Below are 26,700 nucleotides of genomic sequence, written 5' to 3' on the forward strand. Positions count from 1 at the left end.
GTCTATTAGTAATTGGTTTCTCTATTGTTGATTGTGTGCTGCATCTCTCGAAATGCAATTATCTCTCGATAGCGTCTGGTCTTTGCCTCAATTTCCGCTACCATTTCCTTGGATTGCAATTCCTGTTTTTTAAGGACTTCGGTACGCTCCGCATCGGTCATCTTCAAATTATCACTGGACAATATTTGGTCGATATATTCCATACCCTCTATAGAGTTTTGAAGGATGGCATCGAAAGAATCCGATATACGGGTAACTTCATCAGGTTTTATAAAAGGGGAATTCAGGATTTGTCTTAAATCATTTTGAACAACTTCGTACAGCCGTTGGTTGTTCTTGGTGAGTTCCCTTATCGCTTTCAATTGTTTGATGACATTGTTTACCTTGTCAATGTTCTCTTTTTGTTGTTTTAGAAAATCTACAGTCTTTAAAAGTTGAGAGGTCTGTTTTGCAGTTTCAACAAGGGATTTGGTCAAACTAATAAAATTGGTATTATCATATACAGGCATCCCTTGGGCCATAGCGTGGCCATTCATTACAATGGCAAATAATACGGATAACATTGTTTTTTTAATGATGTGTTTCATTTTTTTGATGTTTGGTTGTTAATATTAAATGCCGTCTAGGACTACTTGATAAATTCCTTGATGGCCGCTTCCATGGAGCCCGTCTTTTTATAAAGCGTCATTATGGCGTCGTTTTCTTTTCCGTCCGTCAGGTAGGCCGCATATACTTCGGGCGGTACCTCCAATCGAAAAATGTTACTTTCTTTACCTATCTTAATGAACATTTCGGTGTATTTCCGTGTTCCGGTCAGATTGTTCTTAATGGATTTTAATTGATTCAGATCGTGGCTGGAAAGATTCAAGCGTTTCACGATTTCGTCATATCCCTTTTCGTTGTTTAGGCTGTATATGACCTGTGTGTTTTCAAGAATGCTTGCCGAAGTCGAATTGTTTGGTAACTGATTGATGGATTGCAGAATGATGCCGATGGCACCGTTTTGTTTCCGGATGGCCTGATAATAAAATTCCACACTCTCCAGTACATTGTCGAACTTCAGTTGCTTGGCAAACTCGTCGAAGAGGATAATGCCCTTCTCGGCCCTATTCTTCCAAATAGTCCGTTGAATGGCCGTTTTTATAAGCTTCAACATCACGGAAAGGATTTCCTTGTTATCCTTTACTTCATCGAGTTCAAAGATGATAAGTCGCTTGTCCTCGATTTTATAGGTCTGGTCTTCGCTAACGTCAAAAAGAAAGCTATATAGACCATCGCCAACATACTCGGACATGATGTGCAGGAAGTTGGTGATGTTGAAGTAATCGGGATGGATTTTAAGGGTTTTGAGAAGTGTTTCCTTATGTTCTTCTATGAAATAGTAAAAGCTACTGAGCGAATGACCAATTGCGGATTGTTTGTAATAGTAGCGTAGGATTTTCTTGATGGAGACCGATTGTGCCTTGGTTACGTCCAGATCCGAACCGAAGAGCTCTAAAAGGAAAACCGATAAGTCTTCGAACCGTTCTGGCGTTAGGTCATTTTTATCACTGATGAAGAACGGATTGATACCTAAATTCTGGCCGCTTTCATATCGGAGTACGGTGTATTTTTCAGGATAAAGTTTGGCGAACTTGGTGTAGGACCCCCCAAGGTCGATAATGACCAGACGTACACCACTCTCGAAATATTGACGTAGGACGTTGTTGGCCAAAAAGGACTTTCCTTCGCCCGTAGGTGCAAAAATAGCGAAGTTCCTAGCCTTGATACGTTTCTTTTGCTCATCCCAAACATCTTTTAAAACCGGTATATTGTATAGTCTATCATTGAAGATAATACCTGTTTCGTCTGATTTATAGTTGGTATTATTGATAAGCAGGCATAGGGCATGTTTCAAGTCTGTGACATATAAATCCTCGTTGGAAAAATGAGAGGAGAAGGCACAAAAGCTGTTTAAAAAATAATTTAACCGTTCTTGCCCCCTAGGGTAGTAAGGAATGATATCCAGATCTTTGAACTCCGCCTTGATTTGGGAAGTAATGCCCTCTAATTTTTTAGGTTCTTTATGCCAATAGATGATATTGAGCTGACCGCGTATGACCCGCGAGTTATCATCAGCATTGATATTATCAAGAACGTGCTGGATTTTCCCTAGTATTACTTTGTTTTGGGAACCGAAGTTGGAGCTCTTTTTAAGTTCCTCAATTTTTTTGTCTAACAGTTTACGCCATTTCTGTTTGTCATCCAGATATAGAATTTGGTTGACGATATGGTTTTCGTTCAAGCTCAGACCGAGTCCGTCGATAAATCCCTGATGGAAAACAAAATCGTCGGAAGTAAAACTTTCATTCGTTTTACTGCTGAGTACATTTTTGCCAAAACATGATTCACTATTGACGGCCAGAACATCAAAATGGTTTTCACCAATATTGATTTGACCTTTATCTAGCAGAATGTCGGTATCAAAACCATCATTGAAACCATTGAAATATACATGCGTAAGCCTAAGTATTTCATTGGATAGGAGAGGGGTAAGTTGAATTTTTCGGCTATTGTTTATAAAAGAAACAGAATCGTTTATAGCACCAAGGAATCGGTTTAGGTTGTCATCCAGTCCCTTCGGAAAGGAATTAGGAACTTTCTTAAACGGATTGACATATTTAGGATTGTTTAGTGCTTTATTCTTGGTCAGGATAAAGAACAGGTGACATTGATGTTCGACATATGCCCTCCCTTTGAAATATTCGGAGGTTGCTTTTGCCAAGAAAGTACAGGAGGGAAGTTGTTTAGAGGTATATGATTTTTTTAGATAGATGTCCTGTTTGTGAACGACGGTACCGACAGGTAGTGATTTAATGGCCTGAAACCAGACACCATGAAGATCCTCAAAATCCTTTTCTGAAAGGGAATAGATTTCGGGCAAGTTCACTTTGTAGCAAAGCACCACATTGCCATTGTTGGCAAAGAATATGTTTTTTCGAATGTCTGCAATAGGATGGTTCGATGCCAGATTAATCTTTCTCATAGTCGAATAGCGTTGCTTTTTTGTTGGTGATAATTTTGGGAAAGGGATGTGTAAGCTGGATCGGTTGTGGATTTTTGGCCAATCGGATAAGTACGATATACAGGCAGCAGTTCAATATAAAGGCACCTAGTATGATGCCCAGGCCAAATGAAAAGATAATGACCAGCAGCGAGGCTACTATGAATACCATCATGAGGGCGAACAATGATATCGGTAACCCAAAAATCATTGCCCGCTTTCTAATGTTCTTATAAACTTCGAATTTTTTCATAAGGATTATACTACAATGCCTATGAGATAGGTAAAGATGCCAACGACCGCTCCGGCAATAAGTACAAAGACCAATACACGGGTTATTCCTTTTTTAAGGTCTGCATTTTCGCCAAAGAAATGACCTGCATTAAACAGGAAGCCAATTAAAAAGATGACACCTAGAATTATTGGGAAAATGGTTCTTATCGTATCGGAAACATCATTGACCGAATCTTCGATACCCCCGATTTGGGCAAAAATGGAATTGGTCATAAGCAAAAACAGAAGGGTTGGATACAGTGATTTTTTCATATTGAAATGGATTTAAAATTAAACTGATTTCTTTATTTGAAAATTACTGTATATTGTAATTCAATACATTGATAATCAAATAATTGTGAATAAAATATTAATTGATATGGATTGTTTTTGTTTAATGGGAATTGGCATCAAATCATATGGGAAATGGTAGGGCCTATGTTGATAACTCTAAAATTTCGAAAAGGGGTAATGCCCAAAAACGTCAGATTTCGACTTTTTCCAATACTTTCTTTTGCGATTTTACTGTTCGAATGCCATACAATTTTTGGTCAACAAAAAGTAGTGGTAATAGATCCAGGACATGGAGGAAAGGATTCTGGTGCCATAGGGTTAAATGGAATTAAGGAAAATGAGGTAGTACTGCATATTGCCATGGAGATGTTAAGGTTAAATAATGAATTAGATAAGCCCTTGGATATTTATTTAACCAGTTATAGCGATACACTTATTTCTTTATCGGATAGAACAAAGCTGGCCAAAGCTCTTAAAGCTGATTTGTTTGTGTCCTTACATTGTAATCATTCGGATAATCCAAATGCAAGAGGTATTGAAGTTTATGTTGGCAAGAACGAATCTGAATATTCAAAAAAATCTGTTTGGTTTGCCTATCAATTACAGACCCCATAAAAGGGCCTTACATAGACTATTGGATTGTTAAAAAAGGGAGGGTTGCCCTTCATAGGCTCCCCTTCCTGAACACCCCTGAAGAACATGACCTGTCCAATTGATTTCCATGTACTTTCCATTAAATAAAAATCATACTTTAAATTTGCTAGATTATACTACTCGTAGATATTCACTAATCCATCTCGGTCCATTTTATTTTCTTTTATCCTTTGTTTTGGAGTCAAACGCAATCAGGTTAAACAATTGCCGCATACGGGAACGTACACGGTTTCCATAGCGGTCCTCCAGTTCCTTGGCATTGAGATTGGTGGTGGCATGGGTAAGAATATGGTGGTTTGCAAATAAATCATAACGGGAAAGCAGGATTTCTCCCAAGACGTTACAATCTTTGCCAAAGTGTCTTCCGGTGGGTTCTACACCCAAATCGTCGAAACAATAAAATTTTTTATCCCCGTAATTTTCAATGATTTTGTAACCGATATTATTGAAAGCAAAGGCAATGTTCCTGGAGGGGATGACCTCATAGGGTCTCTGGTGGGGAACAATGTGCCGTAACAATTTCATTAGACTGGTCTTTCCACATCCGACCGGACCAGAGAGTAGAATACCTTTATCTATGTCGATTCCTTTTTTACGGCAATGCTGCTTATCTCTAATAAAATAGGAGCAGAGCTTTAAAAGAATCTCCCGATCTTCTTCATAGATCTTGAACTTTTTGCCAAATAGCATTTTGCCTTTGGCATTCAGATAGACAAGAATTTTCGGGAAATCATATACCACATTTTGTCCATCGAACTTACCAAGTGAGTATACCACACTGCCTTCTGTAATTTTAGAGGGGTTGTCCATAGTCTTTCGATTTAGTGGTTCGCAAGTTGTCTGGGTTTAGGGATGGCTGTTCTTTGTTTTTAGATTCGAATAATTCCGTTCTATCCATCCAGTTTGTGGCTAAAGCCCGCCAATCACGAATTGCTTGCCCATCGCTTGTTTGCCAGTTCCGGGTTTCATAGTGCTCAAAGAACTTTTTTCCCTCATCAGCATCAAAACCATTTTCTTCAAAAAAATGAATAACCGCCTGACAGTCCTTCGGCTGGTTTATTTGGTTTTCTTGTTTGATATTGTTTGTATTGGATACCAAGGCTTGTCCATTGGTGGGACGGTGCCGGTACATTGCTTGTCCGATATTGGAATGGTTGTATCCCTTCAGCGGTACACCCATGGGATAGTACTGTTCCGCAAGTAGTTCCAATTTGGGATTGTACTGTCCCGTAACAGGTTCGTCACCGGGCTCAATAATGGCCATCTTAATTTTGCTGCCTTTGTAGGGATTGTTTGATGGAAAATAAGATAAGTATTGCCAATTATCCAATTCGACAATACATCTATGGTAGGTAGATTTTGAACCAATTTTGGCCACACGCATCAGTTCCCTACGGTTTACGTAGAATTCATCTAGAAAACGGCAGCTGTTCCATTCTTGGAACAGTGCCATATATAAGCTGATGTGGGTAGGGTTTAAACGATCATCAAAATAAAATTTTTCAAAAGCTGTATTCAGTAGCTTTATATAGTTCATAGCTTAGGAATTTAAGCCATGGTGAACGTGGTTGGCATCCATCACTTTTTGGATTTCATCGGTATCGTAGTAGATGATGCCGCCCACTTTAGTATAAGGTAGTGTTCCATTGATACGGAGGTTTTGAAGGGTGCCTGGGCTTACTTGTAGTAAATCCATGACCTCTGATGATTTCATGTATTTTTTAATTCTTCCCGAAGCCTGTGTGGCAAGAAGGTTTTTAATGTCGTCGAGCAATTCCATTTTGAAATCGCGTAGATCGTCCGTAGTGATAATATTTGTCGCCATATGAAATAAGTTTAAAAACAAAGCCGTCAGGGTTATCGCTTTTTGATGACGGCTTTGCAATGATTTGACTTTCGTTCTACAAAACTGCTTCGGTTTTTAAGAACTTCTTCCATAGCTATGACAGAGGTGGGTAGTTTTTTTCGTCATTTAATTTAAGGATGTTTGCCCGTAATTCATATGGTCAATTTTGACCATTCCATTATTTTCTGATCGGGGAGGGGTCAATTCAGAATAACCCATCTTGGGTCATAGTTGGGTATGGATGGTATGCTTATTCATCCAAAGATTCCATGCGTTGGTTCAACATTTCAGTTAGTTTGTCCATGAACTTTGTCCTACTCATTTTTCTTGACCTTATTTCAATAAATGTGTGGTAATAATTTCCCAGGTCAACATTGTAAAAATGTTCGAAATGGGAGGCCAGTTCCTTGATGTCCGCAGTTCCGCTATTGATGGAATTACTGGCATGGAGCGCATAAAGCAATTCAATTAAATCGGTCTTGCTTCCGGTCCAAAAAAGTTTTGAAGGTTTTTGCATCGGCGTATTTACAGGTATTTCAATGATTTTGTCCAAATGATCCACTTCCCGCTGTAGGTATACGATAAGCATATCGTAAGCCATAATGGTCGCGACCGTACCATCTTGACATGTTGAGAAATGGTCATCGATAAAAAAATGAAAGGAATCCGAAGGAAGTCTTAGGTCGCGGTTGCCTCGAACAAAATAATGCTCGTCCATTGACATGGCACCGCGTCTATAGTAATTATAGAATTCCAGGTTATCATTAAAAAATGTCTGTAGCTTATCTATTTGATACCTCAAATACTTGATTTGGGAGGTGTTATTGCCTCTTGGTCTTTTGCTTTCAATGGTAAAAAGCTTTCCGTAATAAATAAGTTTGCTAAAAATTTGGGGCTTTACATGTTTGAAGAAATGGATCTCATCCCCTTGTGTGGTGAAGGATTTTTTCTCAACCTCAATATGTAGTTTCCTAATGTATTTTTCTACCAATACAATGCCTTTTTCAGCCTTAAATAGAATATCCCCTTGGCCATTTTCCAACTTATCCAGTTGGGCCTCGAATTCGGTTAGCAATTTTTGGTATTTCATGTGATGTTGGATTTCTCACTGACCTTCCATTATTCCAAGTAGTTCCAGGGTATAATTGTCAGCGGTCTGCAGGTAAGCATATTTTTTGATCACCTGGGCCCCCAATTTCTTTTTCTCGAAAGAAGCGGTCATCCCCATGTCTATTTTCGAGAACCCTAACGCAATGGCCCGTTCAATGGTCATTAATAACAATAGTCTGTAGGTACTGAAATCATTTCGATAGGCGTAGTCCATTCCAATAAATGCAGGGACGTAGACCTGTCCTGAATTCTTATAACAAAGCATTACTCCAATTAAGGTTTCAAGTTGATCAGAAGGACGTACCATAATGAACTCCCAAAGAGGATGTTCGTTCATATGATCAAAGAGTTTTTCAGGAAAAGAAAATGTATTGAGTCCTTGGTTATTATCGTGTACGTTGCCGTATAATTTTTTGATTTGTACTATTTCTGAGGATGTAGCCTTCTTTACTAACTTTATATTAACCTTTTCCAGAAAGGGTCTAATGTCCTTGCGATAATGCTTTCGGTTTCGACTGGATAATTTGGAAAGGAAGTCTTGGAGATCTACGACACCCTTCAAGTCCACCATACAGGTATCGGGCATTTGAACCCGTATGAAACCATTCCCCTGAAGATTTCGATGCCAAGGAGTTTCCCTTTCAAAATCACGGAGCACTATCATCTTTGCGTCAAGATCGAACTGTAGGTCTTCCAGTAGGCGGATCAATGTATTCATAGCGTCTTTGGCCTTGGGATGTTTCCCATCCCAATACAGGTGGTCTCCTTCTGTAAATAAGGAACCCATCGAGACTACCATGGAAGTCAAATGATACGGGTCTTCATTCCGTTCCACTTCTATCGCCTGTGAAACCTTTTCTTTGGCCAACATATCATCTTTCCACAGGGCATGGGTCAAGAAGGTTGCCAAGATGATTTTTTCATTTTCATCTTTGATGAACACATAGCGAAAGGCCCAATTGTATTCCTTTCTATTATTATCTTGGAATACATTTTCAAGAAAATTTAATCCATCCCAGTCGTAGACCCCTTGACCTTTCATTAGGTTATTCCATAGCTTTTTATCGACTGCCCCAATAGTTTCCTTTATTTCAATTTGAAGGTCAACGTTCAAAACCTTTTCACTTAGGACTTTTGGTTGAAGATTAAAAGCGTGGAAAACACGTTCCGGAGTCGTTCTGGTTTCAGCTAGTGCTTTAGGATAATGATACTCCATTGCAGCTACCAATGCTTTGATTTCTTCCTTTTGATTATGTCTGGATATGGTTATTCGGACACCCGTATTCTTTACAGGCACAGCTGGGAAAATCCCTAGGTTCACATAGAATCCTTCCTTCATCAAACGGTTGACAAAATTGTATCCCGTTTTTGGCATTCCTGTTCCAATGTAGAATACAGGGGATTCATTATGGTCTATCAGTGGTAGATCGGTCTTTGCCAGAAATTCGTTGAAACAATCGATTCGCTCTTTCAGCTCATCTTGCAGGCCGTATATATCCTTGGACAAATGGATTTTGGCCGATGCGATTGCAGCAGCCACAGATGCCGGTTCCAATTGGGCCGAAAACGTCAAGGGCCCACCAAAGGTCTTGATCTTTTTGTATAGTTCTATATCGGAACATGCCAATAGGGCACCGCTAGCCCCAAACGTTTTGCTCAAGGTTCCAAAAAGAAGTACATTGGACGGCAACGCGCCTAGTTGGCTCAACACATAGCCCGTTCCATTTTTTCCGACCCAACTCATGCCATGGACATCATCGAAGTAGAATCGTAATTGTGGATATTGTTTGCCCAGTTCCATTAAATCGTTTACCGGGGCGAAGTCCCCGTACATGGAATAAATCCCATCGGCCATGTACCATATGTGCTTTTTGGAGTGGGTGTATTTTTTCAGTTTATCCTCAAGCATTTCCAGGTTGTTATGCCGAATCATTTCGATAGGAACACTACGTGTCTTTAACATCTTGGCAGCATTCTGTACGCTCCAATGTACTTGATGGTCCAAAATGATGACATCATCATCATCGACGGCACTTGGTATTACCCCGATGTGACCAAGGGTGCTGTTTTTGGTGATGATGATCGGTGCTTGATACATTTGCGTTATAAGCTCTTCAAGTTCTTTATATAAGGGATTTGAGATGTAGGATTTTGATAATGGAAACTGTGTGCCATAATTTTCGATGGCCCGAATAGCGGCTTTTTTGAGCCGTTGATCCTGTTCAAGACCTAGATATCCCGTAGTCCCAAAATGGAAAAGATTTCGATTCTTGACCTTTATCTTCCTTCCAGAAAAGGAATTGCCTTCCGCATACAAATGCAGGACGCCTTCTTGTTTGGCATCCGTAAATACCTCGTGAACCGTATTCAAGAAATTATGATGTTTGATCTTTGCCATACTGTTGCGTTTTAAAGTGGAGTAAAATGTAATAGTATTTGTAGGAAAATATCCTTTTTTGATATTTTAAAATCCTTTATGGATAAGTGTTTATCCTTGACAAATAAGATTTCTTTCTTTATTAGTCAACGAATATTAAAACTATGGTCAATTTAAGAGTTGTCGATTTACTAACTTTATGGTATTAACCAGTTTTCTATTACAATGTCTTTTTTTAAAGAAAATGAATATGCAACATACCATATTCAAGATAGTATCTTGTATATCGTATATAAGTCGGAGGTTTCTATCGATTTACAAGCCGCAATTCGTATTGTTGAAGATCGCCTTAGGTTACAGGAAGGCTTGGCCTATAAAGTCCTATGTGATGTAAGGGGTATCTATGAAATGGATAAACCAGCTAGGGATTATTTGGCCATTGAAGGGTCTATCCTGGTAACCGTTGTAGCGTATGTTATTGAACCTACGATTTCAAAAGCGCTATCAGCGTTTTATTTACGAATCAGTAGTCCACCCATACCTTCAAGGGTCTTTTCTGATATTGAAGCTGCCAAGCTATTTCTTCTTACAAAATGACAAGGTAAACTAAGGGGTTTAGGAAGGTGAACATTTCATTGAAAACAGAAAACCGATCATGGATAAATTGCGAAAAATGGACCTGAACAAGATCAACAAGATGTTGATGGAAATGGCCAGCGGCAATTTTTTCTATAGATTGGAGCGTACTGGCAACCATGACAACTTGGAGTCCATTATCCTTGTTTTGAATATGTTGGCCGAAGAAATCCAAGAAATCCTGATACACCAAGGATATGCAAATTTGAATGGTATCGTTAAGCATTTGATTCAATTGAATTTTCTGTTGGATATGCAAGGCGTCATTAAAGGGGTGAATAAAAGCACGTGTTTGACCTTGTCCTACCTGCATGAAGATTTGCTCAAGAAACGTTTTGATGCATTGCTCAATACAAAGTCCAAAAAAAGATGGACCAAATATCTCAAAAAAATAGGTAAGAAAGGTTTTTATGAAACTTCAATGGAACTTACGTTTGTTTCGAAGGAAGGCCTATTGCTGCCGCATACCTGTCACATTGGTTCCTGTGAAGGCCAACACACCCAGGACAATGGGATTTGGGTCACTGTTATACTTTTTTCCAAGGACCGGAAAGAAAGGGACGAGCTTCAAAGGCAAGATATCATATCCTACAAAGAGAAGAAGACCACAGGTTCAGGCAATGAACTGAAGACCACAAAGAACCGTCCCAAATTGAGTTTTGAGGATATTCGAAAAATCAGGGAGGGAAGAAATCTTATCCTCAACAATCTAGAGAAAGATTTGCCCTCGCTACGCGATTTTGCACTTCAATTAGGGACCAATGAATTCAAGCTCAAGTATGGTTTTAAGGAGCTTTTTGGAACCAGTGTCTATCGGTTTTTGTTACAGGAGCGACTGCGAAAAGCCAAAATGTTGATTCAGTATACTGACTTCACCATAAAGACGATTGCCTATAAAACCGGGTTCAAGAGCATTCCCCATTTTTCAAGGGTCTACAAGAAAACGTATGGTTATGCCCCAAGTGAATTGCGGAAAATATCTAGAAAAGACCCTTGATTGATAAAATACTTCAATTACTACCTAACGGATATTAAACGCTCCTTTACGAGTAAATAGGACCCGCTATTTTTATCATATCAATATAAACGATATGATTCACATAGAGAAGATCAAGCAAACCATTGCATGTAGTATCAGCATGGTATTGGCTACCCTGTTTTTATTTGCAGCCACGACCAAGCTTTTGAATTATCGGGAATTCAGTTTACAATTGGCCCAACCTTCTATATTAAGAGGTTACACGGATATCGTGGCTTGGATGGTACCGGTAGCCGAACTTGTGGTCTCGGTCTTACTTTTTTTTAAAACATTCAGGCTTCAGGCCCTTTTTGCCAGTTTCGGTTTGATAGTCCTCTTTACCACCTATATCCTATTGATCTTGAATTTTAGCGATGTTGTACCCTGTTCCTGTGTCGGAGTCATTCCCGCTTTGGGATGGACGGATCACATCCTATTCAATATTGCCTTACTGGCACTTGCAGCACTTGGAATCTTTTATTCCAAAAACATGGCATCAGAATAAAAAAAATACTACGTAGGGACAGGATAAGCCGAAAACCTGTAAAAAAGAGTAGGCATTAATTTTTAAATATAATCGTATGAAAACTAAATTTTTTAAGTTCGTATTACCTGCATTGGCCATCGTTATGGCCCTTGGCCTTGCCTTTGCATCGGAAGCCGAAACAGAAAGTCGAATTGCCTATTACGACCATCCCATCCTTGGGGTGCAGTCCACTATGGTTGAGAATGAATGTGGAACAGGTAATGCAATTGCCTGTAAGTTCAACGGTCATCAATTGTATGCGGAACCCGCGTTGACCAATGAATTACGTAAAGACTGAGCCTTGGTTTGACACAGATGTCAAAAGAAAAGGTGCCTTGTATAAGGCACCTTTTTTAACTAATTCAAAATAACAAACTACCATGTCAGAAAATATTTTGTTTCTGAATCCATGGATACTTTTCATAGTCAGGGGAAGGCCTGGCATTTTAGTTACAACATGTCCTTTATTTTTTTCAAGCTTAATTTCCAATGACCGGAGGAAAGGGCATTATCACTTTTTTTTATGTGATTTTCGATATCCTTCCTTAAGGAAACCAATTGTTGTAGCAGTAGTCCCTTGGAATAATCGGTATAGTCCATGGCTTTCCTGTCAGGATCAACGTTTATTCGTTCTTGTTCCAGTATAGCCTTCATCTTATCCAAATAGGTCATTTGAATTTCCTGCTTTCTACGTCCAATAGGCACCAGATCTTTCTGTATTTCAATAAATATCCCTGATTGCAATGCTGTCAGATAGTTGCTCAGGGTTTTCTGATAACCAGCTACGGTTTCTAAATATTCGAAACGCTTCAGCCTTTGGGGCCTTAAGAGTTCGTACAGTAATTTTTGCTGGTACGATACTATATAATCTGGATGGCTACTATAGTTGATTCTGGTGCTGAAAGCGGGATTCGTTAACCATTCTGGAGGGTCGAAAGCATTGGTCAGGATATAGGCAAGGGCCTCTTCCTGAGATTTTAGAGCCAATGGGGTGTATATTTTACCAGGTTGATCCAAGGATTTGTACTGGATGTCATAACCACCAATCAAGGAAACTACTTGGCGCATTTGTAAATACCATAATTCCATACATTTTTTGTAGAGGACTTCCAGTCTCACATTGTCCTTTGTGTTGGAGCATGCTTGGGGTAATAGTGCAATGGTCCTTTTTAAATTTTTCATTGCCAATTGGGTACTTCTAACCGGGTCATTGGTTTCCACAACTTCATTGGTGTTAGCAGGACCGACCACTTCGAGAGGACTGGTATTGTAGCGATACCATGGAATGGAATCCTGAAGTCTGACGATGCGCTCCAAAGCGGCTTTCTCGTCCATTCCTTCGGCAAATTCCGAGTAGCCCCATTGAATCGTGTAAACATCCGTTGGTCCCACTTTTGATATTAGGAAGTCAGGAGGTATACTATCCTCGGGTTGGGGAATGTTGTTGGCTCTGGTAGAGTTCATGACACTTGGGGTAAATCCCATAGTTTTCAGCCAGTCGATATCGTTCATCTTCTTTACGGGATACTGGGCCTCCCCATAGTTATTGTCCATTATCCCTAGGGCATGTCCCGTTTCGTGTGCGGTCAGTTGTTGGAACAGCTCTCCTAATAGGCTGTCGGGAAACGGCAGTTTTTGTGCTCTTTTATCCAATGGTGCGGCTCTGGTAAAGTAGAAGTTCTCGAAGGTATGACGGGCGGCACCTAAGACAATATCGCTCCTCAGGATTTCCCCGGTTCTGTAATCCTTGATAAAGGAAGCCTTACCTGCATCATCCTCTTTTTCGTTACCCCTAAAATATTTTTTGGGTGACCAGTATACAATGTTGTTATGGATGTTATGCCTGTCCCATTCACTTAAACGATCGGTTTCCTTGACCACAATGGCATCTTTAAATCCTGCGGCCTCGAAAGCCGGGAGCCACTCCCTGATTCCAGCTATGACATAAGCTCTCCATACTTTTGGAATTTCGGGAGCTAACAAAAAAGTGATGGGTTTGACCGGGACACTTATTTTTTGGTTCTTATATTTCTTTTCAAGGCGCCATCGACTAATATTGGCAATATCGTTTTGGGTACCTTCGGTGTCGATTCCGTAACCAATACCGAAAACTTCCTCGTTATAATACCCCATTCGGTAATCATGGCGTCTGGCTTTCATCGGTTCCCCCAATGCGCAGAAACTTAAGAAAATAGGGAAGGAGACCTTTGATCCATCTTTTAGGATACCATGACTGGTTTTGATCAATACCTGATCGTCAAGATCCTTGGCTCCAAGTAGCATGGAAATCTGGGGAATGGTATTTCCAGAAAATCCTCCAGGGAATTGAGGCCATTCTATATCAAGATGCAATACAAGATCAGTGATGTTGATACAATAGCTATCCGGGTCACCTTTTTTGTTTACTACTGGGAATATGGCGAGGATATTTTCCATTAGAGGAACTTTTCGTTTAAAGGGAATGATGATTCCTGCCGTGGATTTTATGCTTTGGGGCTTGAGTACTATTTTATCCTGATGTCTTGACCAGACCACCTGCATGTATTTGCGTCTGTAATTTCCTTCGTATCGAACGAACAGCATTGGCTTGTCCAATATAGGTTCAGGAATATTCAAATAGAGTTGGTCTCCCTCTATAAAAGAGCTTAAAAAAAGGCTTTTAATGGGCTTTGCATCGGCTAAGTTGTCTATAGTCCTTGTTCTGGAATGGGATGGATACCAAAAGATCAATAGGAACAAAAATTGAATGATTATATTTTTTTTCATGGTGTTGCATATTTAAAGGGTGTTGACCTTTTTTAGGCCATAGCGTATAGTATATGATGCATGATATCGGGTATTTTTAATACCCGGGGTTTTGCGGTAAAAGATTCGGATTGATTTCCAGTTCCGTTTCAGGAATGGGAAGCAGTACATCCGTTGGTTTCCAGTTCGTCTTCAAGTCCCCTAGGGCTTCTTCAGCTGTCCCCGTCCTTTTAAGGTCGAACCAACGTAATCCTTGCTCGGTAAAAAGTTCGACACGCCGTTCTTGTAAAATGGCGTCCAACAGGTCACCTGTCGTACCTACAATGGTATCGGGTAACCCCGCCCTATTTCTGATGGAATTGAGGTCCTCTAGTGCTCCCGGATTATCCCCCGATCGTGCCCTTGCTTCCGCGCGGATCAGGTATTGTTCCGCCAATCGGAACACAATGGAATATTCCAAGGATTCCGTTTCGATCAAGGTGGCCTTGTATTTATGGGCAAACCGTAGGGTAATGGTGTTGTCTGTATCGGATAGGCTATCGGTCCAATGCGTCTTTCGCAGATCACCGGTTTCAAAGGCCGAAAATAAGTCATCGGTCAAACTGTAGGTCTGACCGGGAATGAATCGGATGACGAGTTGGTTGGCCACTTGCGTATTCTTTGGGTTCTCGCCGTCTTTGAGCTGCCATATCGTTTCGGGGGATTCCTTTAGGAAAACGTTCTCCAGGTCCGTTTCCAACATAAAATTGTCGATGAGTTCCGTTGCGATCGATGCTGCCCGTTCCCAGTTTTCTGCATATAGGTTCATCCGCGCCAACAAGGCCTTGGCGGCCCATTGATCCGGTAGCACCCGTTCATTCGAAGAAACATCGACACCCTCCAAGAGGTCCACGGCCAAAGTGAGGTCGGATAGGATGTTATCCATTACCGTTGTCTCGGTGTTGCGGACCACAATGTTGTTGTCCAAATAGTCCGTAGTGGTGATGTAAGGGATATCGCCGTATAGGGCCACCAGGAGGCTGTGCATATAGCATCTAACAAATAACGCCTGTCCCTTGTATTGATCTTGTTCCATTGCGGTCAGCTTATTTGAATTCTCGACACCCTTGATTACATCATTGGCGCTGTATATGAGGTAATAGCCTTGGCTCCACCAACCCGTGATAACGTCATTGCCAGGCAAAACGTTATGAAGGTTCAATTGTGAATATCCGGTATCGAACCCATAATAATCCAATTCGTCGCTGTAGATGCCCAACCCCGTGGTCAGACCGAAATTACCGGAAACCATGCCCTGTTCCCGCATCTTATAATAGATATTAGCCAAGGCGGACTCCACTGTCGCCGCATCATTGAAGACCGTTTCGGAAACCAAAATATTTTCTGGGGGTCCCACTTCAACAAAGTCCGAGCAACTGAAAAGTCCCAGTGCTAGCAGGAGCAGGGTAATTCGAGGCATCCTAACTGTCTGCTTGAATAAGTGTTTCGTATCGAGGTTTCTACTGATTGTTATTTTTTTTCTGTATTGCATAGTATCATGATTATGGTTAAAAGCCTAATTGAAGTCCGAGGGTAATCTGTCTCAACTGTGGTAATCGGGTATTGGAAGGTTGTTCGGGATCTGGCCCCTTGTAGTTGGTTAGGGTCAAGAGGTTTTGCCCTTGCACGTATACGTTCAGGTCCAGCCCATTCCCTAAATCGGGTACTTTATAATTGATCGAAATATTCCGCAATCGAATAAAGGAGGCATCGGAGACGGCCGCATTGCTGCTTTTCTGAAGGGCACCGGTATCCTCTCCGAATGCCAGACCACCGGAAGCCCTTTGGATGGGATTCATGTTCCCGGGCTGTTGCCATCTATCCAATAGGGCCGTGCTTGAATTACCCCTATATCCCGGGGTGGCTCCAAAAGCAATTTCATTGAATGCCTTTTGATTTTTAAACTGAAGGAAAAAGTCTAAGGTCACATGGTTAAAGGTGATGGTATTACCCAGACCCCCATAAAACTTGGGTCCGAAGTCTTCCACCCATTGCTTGTCCTCCAAACTGCCGATAGTCCCATCCCCGTTATAATCCTCGAATTGATAGCTACCTGTTTCCGGATCCACGCCCAAGGCATTGTACAATTTTACGATGGTCAAGGGTTCCCCTATGATCAGGTGGTTGGCGAACGTGGACGTTTCCAAGCCTTCAAAGGCCACCAGTTTATTTTTGGGTATCGTCAAATTGAATGTGGTCGACCAAGTAAAATTCTTTTTTTTAAAATTTACAGTTCGGATATCCACCTCGAATCCTGAGTTTTCCACGGTGGCATCAAAATTTCCGGTCAGTTCGGAAAAGCCGGTCGTTGCGGCCAATGGAATTCCGATAAGTTGGTTCGATGAACGGTTTCGGTACCAGGAGCTGTTGATCAAGATCCGGTCTTTAAAAAAACCGAGTTCCAGGGCCGCCTCCAGTTTTTTGTTCGCCTCCCAGCCAAATAGGGGATTGAATATGCCCGTTGGCTCCAAAAGGACGATCCCATTATAGTTGAATCCACTGACGTTATAGGTGTCCAGAAACTTATAGTCCCCAATGTTATCACTACCGGTGGTACCAAAACTACCCCGTAGCTTTCCATAGCTTAATAGGGGGTTTCCTTGAAGGCTATTTTCTTCCGAAAACAGCCATGCCATGCCTACCGCACCAAAATTCCCGAACTGTTTTCCGGGTCCGAATCGGGAGGACCCGTCCCTGCGGCCTGTGAAATTCACGATATATCTATCCCGAAATTTCAGGTTCAGGCGACCGAATAGGGCATTGTACTTGTATTCGCTATCAGCATCCTGAAGCACTTCCAAGGTGTTGGCGGCCGTCAGGTTCCGCAGGAGTTCGTCATTGGGAAAACCTGTTCCCTTTTGAATGAATTGTTCGGTGTTTTCCTCTTGGAATGTCGTTCCGACCAGGAAATCCAACTTGAGCTCTTGCCATTGTTTCCTCCAATGCAACTGTGGTTCTACGATCCATGAGTTCCTTTTGGATCCATTGGTGGTCAACGAGGCATAATTTTGGGATGTTAAACCCAGATTGGGATTTCTTGCCGAACTTGGCAAGGTCCTATAGGAATCCAGTCGATAGCTGTTAAAACCCAGACTGGATTTGAACTCCAAGTTGGGTATGATTTCATAAGACACCAATGCATTGGCGATGAGGGTATTTGTGGTCACCTCGAATGTTTCTTCTAAGGAGGCCAAAGGATTGTCCCAGGTATTGTTTTCCCAATTGATATTACCTTCAGCATCATAAAGTTCCGGGGCATTGGGCTCCAATGTGTAGGCCTTACTGGTAAAGTCGGTCCTAGGCATCCTATTTTTCCCATTGGTGTAGCTGGTAGAAAGATTGAACTTGAACCGATGATTACTGGATTTGTGGTTCAGGTTGCTGTGAAGGGTCGCTTTTTTATAATTGGCATCCCCAAGGAATACGGTGGTCTCCTTGTTGTAGGCCCCACTGACCAGAAACTGCGTATCCGATGATCCTCCGGAGACGGAGAGTTGGGCACTGTTTCTATAGGCGGTGCCTCCGATAAGCTTTTTTTGCCAATCCGTATAACGGTCGTTGTCCCAAGATTTAATATCCGGCCAAATAAAATCGAATGCTGGATCTTCCAAAAACGGACCAAAACCATCGTTCGTGATTCCTTCCCTTCGTACTTCCAGATACTGTTCCGTGTTCATAAGCTCCAAGAAATTGGATACCCTCCCCAGGGAAGTACTTAAATGGGCATTGAACCGTGTTTTTCCCGTTTTTCCCTTTTTAGTGGTAATGAGCACCACACCATTGGCCGCCCTGGAACCGTAAATTGCGGTGGCATCGGCATCCTTTAATACCTCGATGCTTTCAATATCATTTAGGTTGAGGGCATTTAAGGGACTGATGTTTCCCCCAAGGATTTGACCGGAAACATTCGATGAACCGAGGGACTGGGCGTTGTACGGTACACCATCAACAAGGTAAAAGGGGTCGGAAGCTCCATCGATAAAATTCCGACCGCGTATTTCTACATTAAAACCACCCCCTGGTACCCCTGACGATTGGATGATGTTCACACCCGACAAATGCCCTTGCATGGCGGCCAGAGGATTGCCCACTGGCTGTTGTTCCATGGTTATCGCCTTGATCGTAGAGATACTACCAGTGCGTTCTTTCTCTGTGACGGTGTAATACCCCGCATTAAGGACAACCTCGTCCAACTGGGTGATGTCCTCCTGAAGGGTTACGTCGATTTTTTTTCTACCATTGATTGGAATCGTTAGGGTCTTAAAACCTATTGCGGAAAAGATAAGTTGGCCATTGCCTGCTGCACGAATGTTGTATGTACCGTCCATTTTTGATATGGTCCCTTTGTCCGATTGTTCCACGAGTATGGTCACCCCCCCGATGGGTTGTCCATGGGTATCGGTAATTAATCCCGTAATAGTGGTCTGTAGGTGGTTTTGATTCGTAATACTTTTTATGGAGGTGGTATACTTGGCCTCGAGTTTAAGGCTAAATAGGGGGGAGAGCAAAGCATACACGGTAAGAAGTAAACTCAGGCCGTTCGTTAATCGTTGTTTTTTATTCATCATTCAAGTTGTTTCGTTAGACATTGGTATTGGAGTCCAGCAATGTCCCGTAAAAGGGAATTGACGGAACTGATTTCCCTTTCGGAACCCTGGGCTTAAGGTCATGACAAGGCATTTCCTTTTGATAACAAGCACAGGTTGTCCGGTCCAAGTATTGTTAAGACTTGGAAAGGGAACATGTTAAAATGAATTTTAATGCGTTTTATGGCCGGCTACCATGAAGTATTCGTTATCGTCAGCTATGGGCAAAAGTAATGTCGTCAACCGGAATTCAGTGTGGTAGAAAACCCATAACTATTAGCAAGGATTAAATTGGATTTTTGGGCTTTTTCTTGAAGAGGAGATCAAATACGGTTTCTTCATTCCCATATCTGGACGGGAACAGTAGTATAGCCCCTAATCTAAAAAACAGCACAATCAATTTATTTTCCATTTCAACCTTGATGGTTTAGCGAAACCAATAAAAACAAATCTTCAAAAAGCGCTAAGAATAGTTGGGCGTGAAACTCAACTTATCTGTTAGTGGTACTGGTATACCTTGCACCGATAAGAGAGCCCACGCCCGGGTCGTGAGCCTATCTACTTATCATCTCAGGTGCAAAAATTACCAGTTTTCTAACAGAGACTCTAAGCGAAAGCTTCAAATATGTTCTATACGAAGAATCGCAAATTTATGTAACTATAAGTAAATATAATAAAAAAATCAATAGTGGGTAATAATACCCACGTTTTTTTATTGAAAACTGAAGACATTGTACATCCAAGTGATTATATGGAGATTGATATGGATGGTACAAAGTTTTTATTACTTTTTGGTCGCAACATGAAAAGGTTAAGAAATTCTCAAAATCTAAGTTTACGACAAATGGCTACACGTTGTAATATTGATTACAGTGATATTGGTAAAATCGAGAAAGGTAATAGAAATATTCAAATGTCTACAGTATTGGAACTTTCGAAAGGTCTCGGGGTCCACCCAAAAGAACTGTTCGATTTTGAGTTTGAATGGAAGCCTGGGGATTTTGAGTAAATAAAATTAGGCACATACGTGCTATACTTCTCCTTTTAAATGGTTTTGGCCTCCCTGTGAATCCGTTCAAAGTTCAATTGGATATCCATGTTGGAGCACTGCTTTCTTTTATCAGGCATTTCTCTTCGAATAGGTTGTAATTTGAATTGTACTTTTTTATCCTTCCCATCTGCAAAGGCGATGAACTCGCCCTGTTTCAATCGAAAAAAAATATCCGCCCTACGTTTGGAAACCTCCTTTTCCCCTTTGGTAATACGGCTTTCAAAGCTAAGTCCACTGTTCTTGCTGATACTTCGTGTGGGCTTTTTAATGATTTCAAAAAAACGTTCGTAATATTTGGCGGTATCGGGGTCATTGACCTTTCCAAAGAACTGATAGGACAGGTTGCTTAAAATGGCCTTGCTTGCCATGTCCCCATATAGCAGATCGTTCTGCACCTTATCCTGCATGACATAAACGGTACAAATATCGAAACTCCTCAAGGTAGCGGGAATCCGGTGCATATTGGGTAGTTTGATGGTCGGAGCCTCTTCCATCAAGAGAAAGGAGGGTTTCATACCACGGACACTCATCTGTTTGACTAGGGTATGCATGACCATGGCAATGATAGGGGAGTAGGCCGCATCGTATTTAGGATTGTTGACCAGCGATACCACGGCCGGATGGTCCGGGTTGTTGATGTCCAAGGATAACTCATCCCTGGAAAGCACGTAGAACACTTTTTTGGAACTTATTTTTTTAAAGGCGTTGGAGAGGGTACTTTTTATCCCTGCGGTCTGCTTTTCGGATTCGATACCATGGATAAAGGCACTGGCCATACTTCGGGAGGTCAGGTCCGATTTAAGTAAGGCCACCAGTTTTTTGGTACTTGCCGAATGGAAGAGGGCGATGATATGGGGGAGGGTGCAATACTCCGGATAGGCGGTTTTCATTTTCCATACCATCCCGCTTAAAAGTCCCTCTACGGCATCGGAGAAAAATTTATTGCTCCCGTGGTTCTGGGTAAGGTCCTGTTCCAACAAGTTTTCCATCAGTACCCTGGAGAGCTCATTGATACTTTCCTCATTGGGCAGATATTTAGGGGCGATGGGATTGACCCGGTAATGGATATCGTCAAAGGCAACGGTATAAAAAGGTATGTTGTTGTCCCTGAACAAGGGATAGGCGATCTCGGTCAGATCAAAGTCCTTATAATCATGGATTACCCCACAGAAGCCGTTTGCACTGAAATGTTGCAAAAAATTATAGACGACGCTTTCCGTCTTGCCACTTCCCGCTGAACCGATGACCGAAGTTCCCCTGCGGATATTATCCGTGGTGAAGCTGCCGAACCTTAACTTGAATCGTACCTTATATTTTTTATCCGTCCGTTCATGCACTTCCCCGAACAGAAGGGCATAGAGTACCGTACCCACGAATAACAGTGGTAGAACGATATAAAGGATGATATGTTCGGCCTGCCAGCTCATATACCAATGGAGCCTGATTCGATGGCCTTGCCAATCCCTTTTTTCAATAGATTGATCGCTTTGAGGGTCAACTGGAGTTTACTGGTCGGAATGTGCAACAAGGCGGTACTGACCCCAGCTTTTTCCAGGAGTTTAAACGCCAAGGCCTTTTCATTGGTCGGCAGTTTCGTGATTATGGAAAAATAAAGCTTCGGATTCTTTAGAAAGGTCTTCCTTGCCGTATAGGTCTCTACGTAGTTTCGGTTATAACCGAATAGCCCATCAAAGGTCTTCTCCGCATTTTTATAAAAGGTGTCCCTGTCAAAGCCCCGTTTCACGGTCTTACCGTTCATCTCAACATCGGAGGCCTTGTACTTGCTTCCGGGAGAGAGGCTGTACCGGTTAGAGACATCCTTGCGGCTGACAATGATATGGATATGGCTCTGTGGACCCGGCTTGGGCATTCCCCTGACGATGCGCTTGCCGTTCAGTTGGTGGGGGGCTTCCCTTTCCAGGCGCACCATATCCCTTTGCAGTTTTTTGATATTCCCTATAAGTTCCCCATTTTCGATACGACGGATTTCTTGTTTCAGGATTAGGATTTTTGTGGCATAGGGTTGGTTTTCGATAATCTGTGCATCGCTTCCTTTATAGGTGCGTTGGTGTTCCACTTTGGCATAGTATTGAATATCGTCTACGGTCACGGGTCTACCATTGATTTCCCTGTTAAATGCCTTCGCATACGCTTTCATTACTTCGCGGGTATAGCATTTAAGGGTTTTAGGGGAATTCCCTATGGCCTGAAGTTCGCGCCTACTTGGGTTCAGGGTGATGGAATAGAACTTGGGCTCCACCTTTTTGAGTTTGGCCGTGTTCCCATCTATTTTATTGATGACCTCCATCGCTGATATTTCTTCCCTGTCTTGGTCAAAGAAATGCTCCAGTTCGTTTATGGGTTTCCCCTCGTTTTCCTTTTCGAGATAGTCCACAAAGGCACTGGCGCTTTGGGCATAATTACCTTTGACCTTTTGTGCGGTAATGGTGATGTACATGTTAAAGTCCTTTTTTTAATTCTTCAAATTCGTTTTTGTCCATATCCAGTTTATAATGTCCTTTGCCAAAGGTTCCCTTCACGAAGGTCATTTGCTCTAGGAGATGCAGCATCCGTTTTTTATAATTGCCAAGTTGTTGTTGCATTTCTTCATAGCGGTTTCGGTAGTGGTCCAGTTCGTTGTCCCGGGAAAGCGGTTCGGGCGATCCAAAATCAAAATCTTCCTCCTTTTCCTCCGTATCTTCCATGTTGGAAATTACTTGGAAGAGGGTATCCAACATCGCCTTTGTCGGTAGGGTCTGGTGCTTTTCAATATTTTTAAGGATGGCGATAACGGCATTGATCCGCTTGTTGGTCCTGTTGTTGTTGATACCCAGGTCATCGTTTGGAGAGAGGTCGTTCCATTCAAAAAAATCCATGACCCTCTCCAAGGTATGGGTATGCGAATCCGATACCAATCGGGAAAAGTTCCGAAAGCGCATGGCAACATCCTTTTTGATATTAATGGCCGAAAAACGATATTTTTGATACGGATCCTTCATTTTTACTGTAAAATTTCAACTGTTTACGGGCGTTCTGGCATCATTTGCTGTAAAAGCCCCAGGCCATCGCTTTTGTAAATATATTTAAAGTGTTGTATATCAGAATATTATATATGTATAAACCCATGTAACAGCGCGCAGCGTGTTACCCTCTTGCTTCTCCATTTTTCGTCCCAAGGGGACCAAAAATTTCCGAACAACCTCACTATCGTGGGTTGCCCATATCATATTTCTCGAGTTTGGCCATCAAGGAAAGTCAAATTATAATCAAGGTGATGGCCACTAGAAAATCAATGCTTTTCTAAGGCTATAAAGATATGGAAATTAGGGGATTGGGCATCAAAAAAGCCCTTCATAATAAAAGGGCCCGTTTGGTGTGTTTTGTTATTTGGATAAGGAAAACATAGTTATAATTGTATGGATTTCATAAGTCTTCCATTTTAATATTCACTGGGTAGCATGAGCGTATCATTTACAAAAAATAAACGCAGTTCATCCAAAGGGAAATCGGTAAGGTGGTATCGATGCGTTTCCAATATATTACCGTTTCCATCGCTGTAAATCATTTCGGCTTCATAACCTGTTGAATCCTGTTTTTCTTTCGATAGCCTTTTAAAATCTATCGTGATGAAATGGCTTTTGTTCATTAAACTTTTGGCGATTACGGAAGTATCCGTAATCAACCAAAAGCATTCCGCCACCTGGGCCAAATAATTCAATCCGTTTGTAAACCGGGTTTGTATCAATGGGATTTGATAGAACATTTCAGAACCGTGAAAATGTTGCAATCCCTCTAGTATTTCGTTAACCTGTGCTTTCATTATTACGTCTTTTTAGGATTAATTAATGATGAAAGAGGGTGTTCCTGTCCAAGGCACACCCTCTTTATCTTTTTACTTACTGCCCATCAACAGGATTTCATCGGCTACCACTTCGGTAACATAGCGTTGGTTGCCGTCATTTGCGGTGAAGGTGCGTGTCTTTAATTTTCCCACCACACCGATTTCCTTGCCTTTATCGGCATACTTTTCGATAATTTCGGCATTCTTACCCCAAGCGACAACGGTGTGCCAATTGGTGTCCGTTTGCTTTTCGCCTTTATTGTCTTTGTAGTTTTCATTGGTAGCCAATGACAATCGGGCTACTTTCTTACCGCTTTCAAGGTTCGTAATGGTTGGCTCTTGTCCAACATTTCCAATTAACTGTACGTGGTTTCTAATAGTACTCATAACTAAAAAATTTAAAAGATTAATAATTCCCTTTTCAATCCAGATTGAATTTTAAGGGGTGTTTGTTCTTTTCCTTTGTGCATCGCACAATGGATAGAGTGGGTTTTGTCAAGACTTTTATGGAATAAATCAGGTGTGTTTGCGACGTAGTAAAATGCTCGCATTTTCAAGGAAGTAGATACCTTATTTTTCACTAAAACTTGTACAGTCTTGACAAGTTCCATAAGGGCATTAGCAATTCTTTTAAACGCAGTTGCGTTTGAGCGTACCGACAGTTAAGCGAAATAAGCAGCTGTGATTAAATTAGAATCGGTTATGTCGTGCCTGTTTTTCGACGCCCCGAAAAACAATAGTGGCTTTATCCATTATAAACCCCTTAAAATGTGTAAGGCAGCGGTTCGGTTTTTAAGAATTTTCGAGTGATGGCTCAAGAAGACTTCGCCGAAAATTCGGTTAGGAAAATCGAAGTGATGACATTCCGATGAAAAGCGGACTTAATTCACAATTTTGGCTCGGTAATGAAGTGTTCCTTCCCAGAGTATCGGGAAGGGTCAACGAAATGGACAGCTGAAATTGGGGATTGTGTCCAAGACTTTTTTAGTGAAGCTCTTTGCCTGGAATATGATGAAAGGGAACGTGCTGAACGGATCATGAAAACGGATTGTTCTTCCTGGCGGCATTTAAAGCAAACCAAATTATTATAATCTAGGAGGAGACCATCCCTGATTGGGGATGGTCCTAAAATAGGAGTTGAATACAATTTTAATCCAGATTCGATTTTACCAAGGATAACCATTGTCCCTAGATTGACACATATGGAACAAGTTGAATTGTAATTATTGAAAAAAGGGCTCCATAAAATGGAGCCCTTAAATTATGGAGCATTTAAACACTAACCATTAACTAAAAATCAGCTACCATAAGTTTATTATAGAAATTTAGTAATTGCTCATCTAATGAATGAATCAAGTCATACCTTTAGTTGATACTTGTAAAATATAATCAGGTATTAAAATCAAATTATTAAAATTCTTTATGGGAAATATTTCTGTAGTAATATTGATGCTTGATATCTCGTCAAATTTATCACATATTACTGGGGTGACCAATTAAATCCTTTAATAAGATCCTATCATTTTTAAAGGGGTAATGGGTAACCATCGACGACTATATGTACAATTGGTGTTTTTGCATTTAAGTGTAGCACTGACTGATTAATAAAGGAATTCCTTTATATTCCAAAGGTCATGATAATGACCAATAGGAGTATAGCGCCAAGAAATAAGGCGCCGGAAATAATCAACACTTTCCCATCCCGTCCTTTTCTATACATGTTTAAAGGTTAGAGAATTGGAAGTCTGTAAATAGTCTGTATAAAAAGACATAGAGCACCATGGCGAACATGGCCAAGGTAAACCAGGTAAAAGCTTTGAGATAGTGCCTTACGACGTAATTTTGAATGTTCTTGAATGTCTCTAAATAGATAACTTTAAAAAGTAAAATTGTTTTCATATAACAGGGGTTTGTTTTGTTACAAAGGTTGTGTGGTTATTGAAATATTGAATGATTTTTTCGTCAAAAGGGGGGGAAATTGGGACCGAACAACATATGGGTTAAGGAAAGTACGTGAAGCCCTACAATAATCAGGGAGATGTAATTTGATCTTATAGGTCCAAAAGTAATTTTCTAGGATATCCTGTCCCTCTTCCGATACATCGGACAGTATGGAATTCGAATTTATTTTAGATTTTAACTCCCAAATAAAAGTACGTTTAGCGAGTGCCAGAGCATTAATATCCTCAAAGAAATTGAATAGGGACATGGAGTGTCCGAAATTGCATGTGAACAGGGAATCGACGAGGGTTCTATTTACCAATGGCACAAGAAATAAGGTGGTATAGTGGCCTACATGAAACGGTAGAAGGAATTCGAGGAGGAAAACAGCAAGCATGATCGGATGAATGCCGATTTAAGTCTGGATGAACCTATGTTAAATAACGAAATGTCAAAAAAGTTCAAGAACCTTCCGATGGGAAGCACCAAGCGAATACTTCCTAGGGAATACAGAAACCTTTTCGGGGAAGAATTCTTCCCTAAAACGAACAATAGTAACAAAAAATCGTTGAAATTGGGTTTTCCCAAAAGGGTAAGGCTGCAATGTTGATTAAACCTTTGCTTATCATTTCTTTTCATGCCCATCCGGAAACTCCATCCTATTTTTGGTATAAAGCCAACGTTTTTATTGGATGGATTCCCGTCTGTTTTTTATTCCAT

At 41.1% G+C, this 26,700-nt stretch carries 26 protein-coding genes; 7 read left to right on the plus strand and 19 right to left on the minus strand.

What is annotated here, in order from left to right:
- Positions 1-5: 5 nt before the first annotated feature.
- Genes LX92_RS09235 through LX92_RS09250 form a run of 4 tightly spaced genes read right to left on the minus strand, consistent with a single transcriptional unit; the run spans position 6 to position 3,589 of the window.
- Positions 6-587, minus strand: a complete 582-nt coding sequence (locus LX92_RS09235; protein ID WP_109650001.1) for a conjugal transfer protein — start codon at positions 585-587, stop codon at positions 6-8.
- 41 nt (positions 588-628) lie between these two features.
- Complete coding sequence (locus LX92_RS09240) at positions 629-3,025, minus strand: TraG family conjugative transposon ATPase (RefSeq protein WP_109650002.1); 2,397 nt, start codon at positions 3,023-3,025, stop codon at positions 629-631.
- Positions 3,012-3,296 carry a hypothetical protein gene (locus LX92_RS09245; protein WP_109650003.1) on the minus strand — a complete coding sequence of 95 codons (285 nt, stop codon included), beginning with the start codon at positions 3,294-3,296 and terminating at the stop codon, positions 3,012-3,014. The genes LX92_RS09240 and LX92_RS09245 overlap by 14 nt, the downstream gene beginning before the upstream one ends.
- Positions 3,297-3,301: 5 nt before the next feature.
- The gene (locus tag LX92_RS09250; RefSeq protein WP_109650004.1) at positions 3,302-3,589 is read right to left on the minus strand and encodes a hypothetical protein; all 288 of its coding nucleotides are present in this window, start codon (positions 3,587-3,589) and stop codon (positions 3,302-3,304) included.
- Between the two features lie 198 nt (positions 3,590-3,787).
- Here LX92_RS09250 and LX92_RS09255 point away from each other — a divergent pair, with 198 nt between their 5' ends.
- On the plus strand, positions 3,788-4,225 hold the full coding sequence (locus LX92_RS09255; protein ID WP_109650115.1) for an N-acetylmuramoyl-L-alanine amidase family protein: 438 nt from the start codon (positions 3,788-3,790) through the stop codon (positions 4,223-4,225).
- Between the two features lie 192 nt (positions 4,226-4,417).
- On the opposite strand, the gene LX92_RS09260 is transcribed toward LX92_RS09255, so the two are convergent.
- The 5 genes from LX92_RS09260 to LX92_RS09280 form a co-directional block, all read right to left on the minus strand.
- Entirely contained in the window at positions 4,418-5,074 is a 657-nt protein-coding gene (locus LX92_RS09260) for an ATPase (RefSeq protein WP_109650005.1), read from the minus strand.
- Positions 5,058-5,801, minus strand: a complete 744-nt coding sequence (locus tag LX92_RS09265; RefSeq protein WP_109650006.1) for a hypothetical protein — start codon at positions 5,799-5,801, stop codon at positions 5,058-5,060. Before LX92_RS09265 ends, LX92_RS09260 begins: the two co-directional genes overlap by 17 nt.
- A 3-nt stretch (positions 5,802-5,804) precedes the next feature.
- The gene (locus LX92_RS09270; protein ID WP_109650007.1) at positions 5,805-6,089 is read right to left on the minus strand and encodes a helix-turn-helix domain-containing protein; all 285 of its coding nucleotides are present in this window, start codon (positions 6,087-6,089) and stop codon (positions 5,805-5,807) included.
- 271 nt (positions 6,090-6,360) lie between these two features.
- Entirely contained in the window at positions 6,361-7,200 is an 840-nt protein-coding gene (locus LX92_RS09275; protein ID WP_109650008.1) for an RteC domain-containing protein, read from the minus strand.
- A 15-nt stretch (positions 7,201-7,215) separates the two neighbouring features.
- Positions 7,216-9,618, minus strand: a complete 2,403-nt coding sequence (locus tag LX92_RS09280) for a bifunctional aminotransferase class I/II-fold pyridoxal phosphate-dependent enzyme/GNAT family N-acetyltransferase (protein ID WP_109650009.1) — start codon at positions 9,616-9,618, stop codon at positions 7,216-7,218.
- 204 nt (positions 9,619-9,822) lie between these two features.
- Between LX92_RS09280 and LX92_RS09285 the strand changes: the two genes are divergently transcribed.
- The 4 genes from LX92_RS09285 (at position 9,823) to LX92_RS09300 (ending at position 12,075) form a co-directional block, all read left to right on the plus strand.
- Positions 9,823-10,194: a DUF7793 family protein gene (locus tag LX92_RS09285; RefSeq protein WP_109650010.1), complete on the plus strand. Its 372-nt coding sequence runs from the start codon at positions 9,823-9,825 to the stop codon at positions 10,192-10,194.
- Positions 10,195-10,252: 58 nt separating this feature from the next.
- Complete coding sequence (locus LX92_RS09290; RefSeq protein WP_109650011.1) at positions 10,253-11,230, plus strand: helix-turn-helix domain-containing protein; 978 nt, start codon at positions 10,253-10,255, stop codon at positions 11,228-11,230.
- Between the two features lie 94 nt (positions 11,231-11,324).
- On the plus strand, positions 11,325-11,756 hold the full coding sequence (locus tag LX92_RS09295) for a MauE/DoxX family redox-associated membrane protein (protein WP_109650012.1): 432 nt from the start codon (positions 11,325-11,327) through the stop codon (positions 11,754-11,756).
- 76 nt (positions 11,757-11,832) lie between these two features.
- The gene (locus tag LX92_RS09300) at positions 11,833-12,075 is read left to right on the plus strand and encodes a DUF6520 family protein (RefSeq protein WP_109650013.1); all 243 of its coding nucleotides are present in this window, start codon (positions 11,833-11,835) and stop codon (positions 12,073-12,075) included.
- Positions 12,076-12,227: 152 nt separating this feature from the next.
- Here the strand turns inward: LX92_RS09300 and LX92_RS09305 are convergent, their stop codons facing one another.
- From LX92_RS09305 to LX92_RS09315, 3 genes are all read right to left on the minus strand, one after another.
- Positions 12,228-14,543: a zinc-dependent metalloprotease gene (locus tag LX92_RS09305; RefSeq protein ID WP_109650014.1), complete on the minus strand. Its 2,316-nt coding sequence runs from the start codon at positions 14,541-14,543 to the stop codon at positions 12,228-12,230.
- A gap of 76 nt (positions 14,544-14,619) precedes the next feature.
- A complete protein-coding gene (locus tag LX92_RS09310) occupies positions 14,620-16,053 on the minus strand; it encodes a RagB/SusD family nutrient uptake outer membrane protein (RefSeq protein ID WP_109650015.1) in 1,434 nt (477 codons plus the stop codon).
- Between the two features lie 16 nt (positions 16,054-16,069).
- Entirely contained in the window at positions 16,070-19,129 is a 3,060-nt protein-coding gene (locus LX92_RS09315; RefSeq protein WP_223308332.1) for a SusC/RagA family TonB-linked outer membrane protein, read from the minus strand.
- A gap of 706 nt (positions 19,130-19,835) precedes the next feature.
- On the opposite strand from LX92_RS09315, the gene LX92_RS09320 reads away from it, so the two are divergent.
- The gene (locus LX92_RS09320; protein WP_244915928.1) at positions 19,836-20,156 is read left to right on the plus strand and encodes a helix-turn-helix domain-containing protein; all 321 of its coding nucleotides are present in this window, start codon (positions 19,836-19,838) and stop codon (positions 20,154-20,156) included.
- A 35-nt stretch (positions 20,157-20,191) separates the two neighbouring features.
- On the opposite strand, the gene LX92_RS09325 is transcribed toward LX92_RS09320, so the two are convergent.
- The 5 genes from LX92_RS09325 to LX92_RS09345 form a co-directional block, all read right to left on the minus strand.
- Positions 20,192-21,625, minus strand: coding sequence for a type IV secretory system conjugative DNA transfer family protein (locus LX92_RS09325; RefSeq protein WP_109650017.1), 1,434 nt, complete (start codon positions 21,623-21,625; stop codon positions 20,192-20,194).
- The gene (gene mobB / locus LX92_RS09330) at positions 21,622-22,656 is read right to left on the minus strand and encodes a MobB family relaxase (protein ID WP_109650018.1); all 1,035 of its coding nucleotides are present in this window, start codon (positions 22,654-22,656) and stop codon (positions 21,622-21,624) included. Before mobB ends, LX92_RS09325 begins: the two co-directional genes overlap by 4 nt.
- 1 nt (position 22,657) lies before the next feature.
- On the minus strand, positions 22,658-23,197 hold the full coding sequence (locus LX92_RS09335) for a BfmA/BtgA family mobilization protein (protein ID WP_109650019.1): 540 nt from the start codon (positions 23,195-23,197) through the stop codon (positions 22,658-22,660).
- A 440-nt stretch (positions 23,198-23,637) separates the two neighbouring features.
- A complete protein-coding gene (locus LX92_RS09340; protein WP_109650020.1) occupies positions 23,638-24,018 on the minus strand; it encodes a DUF6876 family protein in 381 nt (126 codons plus the stop codon).
- Between the two features lie 72 nt (positions 24,019-24,090).
- Positions 24,091-24,426 carry a single-stranded DNA-binding protein gene (locus tag LX92_RS09345; protein WP_109650021.1) on the minus strand — a complete coding sequence of 112 codons (336 nt, stop codon included), beginning with the start codon at positions 24,424-24,426 and terminating at the stop codon, positions 24,091-24,093.
- Between the two features lie 518 nt (positions 24,427-24,944).
- On the opposite strand from LX92_RS09345, the gene LX92_RS22285 reads away from it, so the two are divergent.
- Entirely contained in the window at positions 24,945-25,130 is a 186-nt protein-coding gene (locus LX92_RS22285) for a hypothetical protein (RefSeq protein ID WP_146197817.1), read from the plus strand.
- 631 nt (positions 25,131-25,761) lie between these two features.
- On the opposite strand, the gene LX92_RS22425 is transcribed toward LX92_RS22285, so the two are convergent.
- Entirely contained in the window at positions 25,762-25,938 is a 177-nt protein-coding gene (locus LX92_RS22425) for a DUF6747 family protein (RefSeq protein WP_170117818.1), read from the minus strand.
- A 19-nt stretch (positions 25,939-25,957) separates the two neighbouring features.
- Positions 25,958-26,377: a hypothetical protein gene (locus LX92_RS09355; protein WP_109650023.1), complete on the minus strand. Its 420-nt coding sequence runs from the start codon at positions 26,375-26,377 to the stop codon at positions 25,958-25,960.
- Positions 26,378-26,700: the final 323 nt, after the last annotated feature.

The sequence above is a fragment of the Maribacter polysiphoniae genome, assembly GCF_003148665.1.
Taxonomy (GTDB): Bacteria; Bacteroidota; Bacteroidia; order Flavobacteriales; family Flavobacteriaceae; genus Maribacter_A; species Maribacter_A polysiphoniae.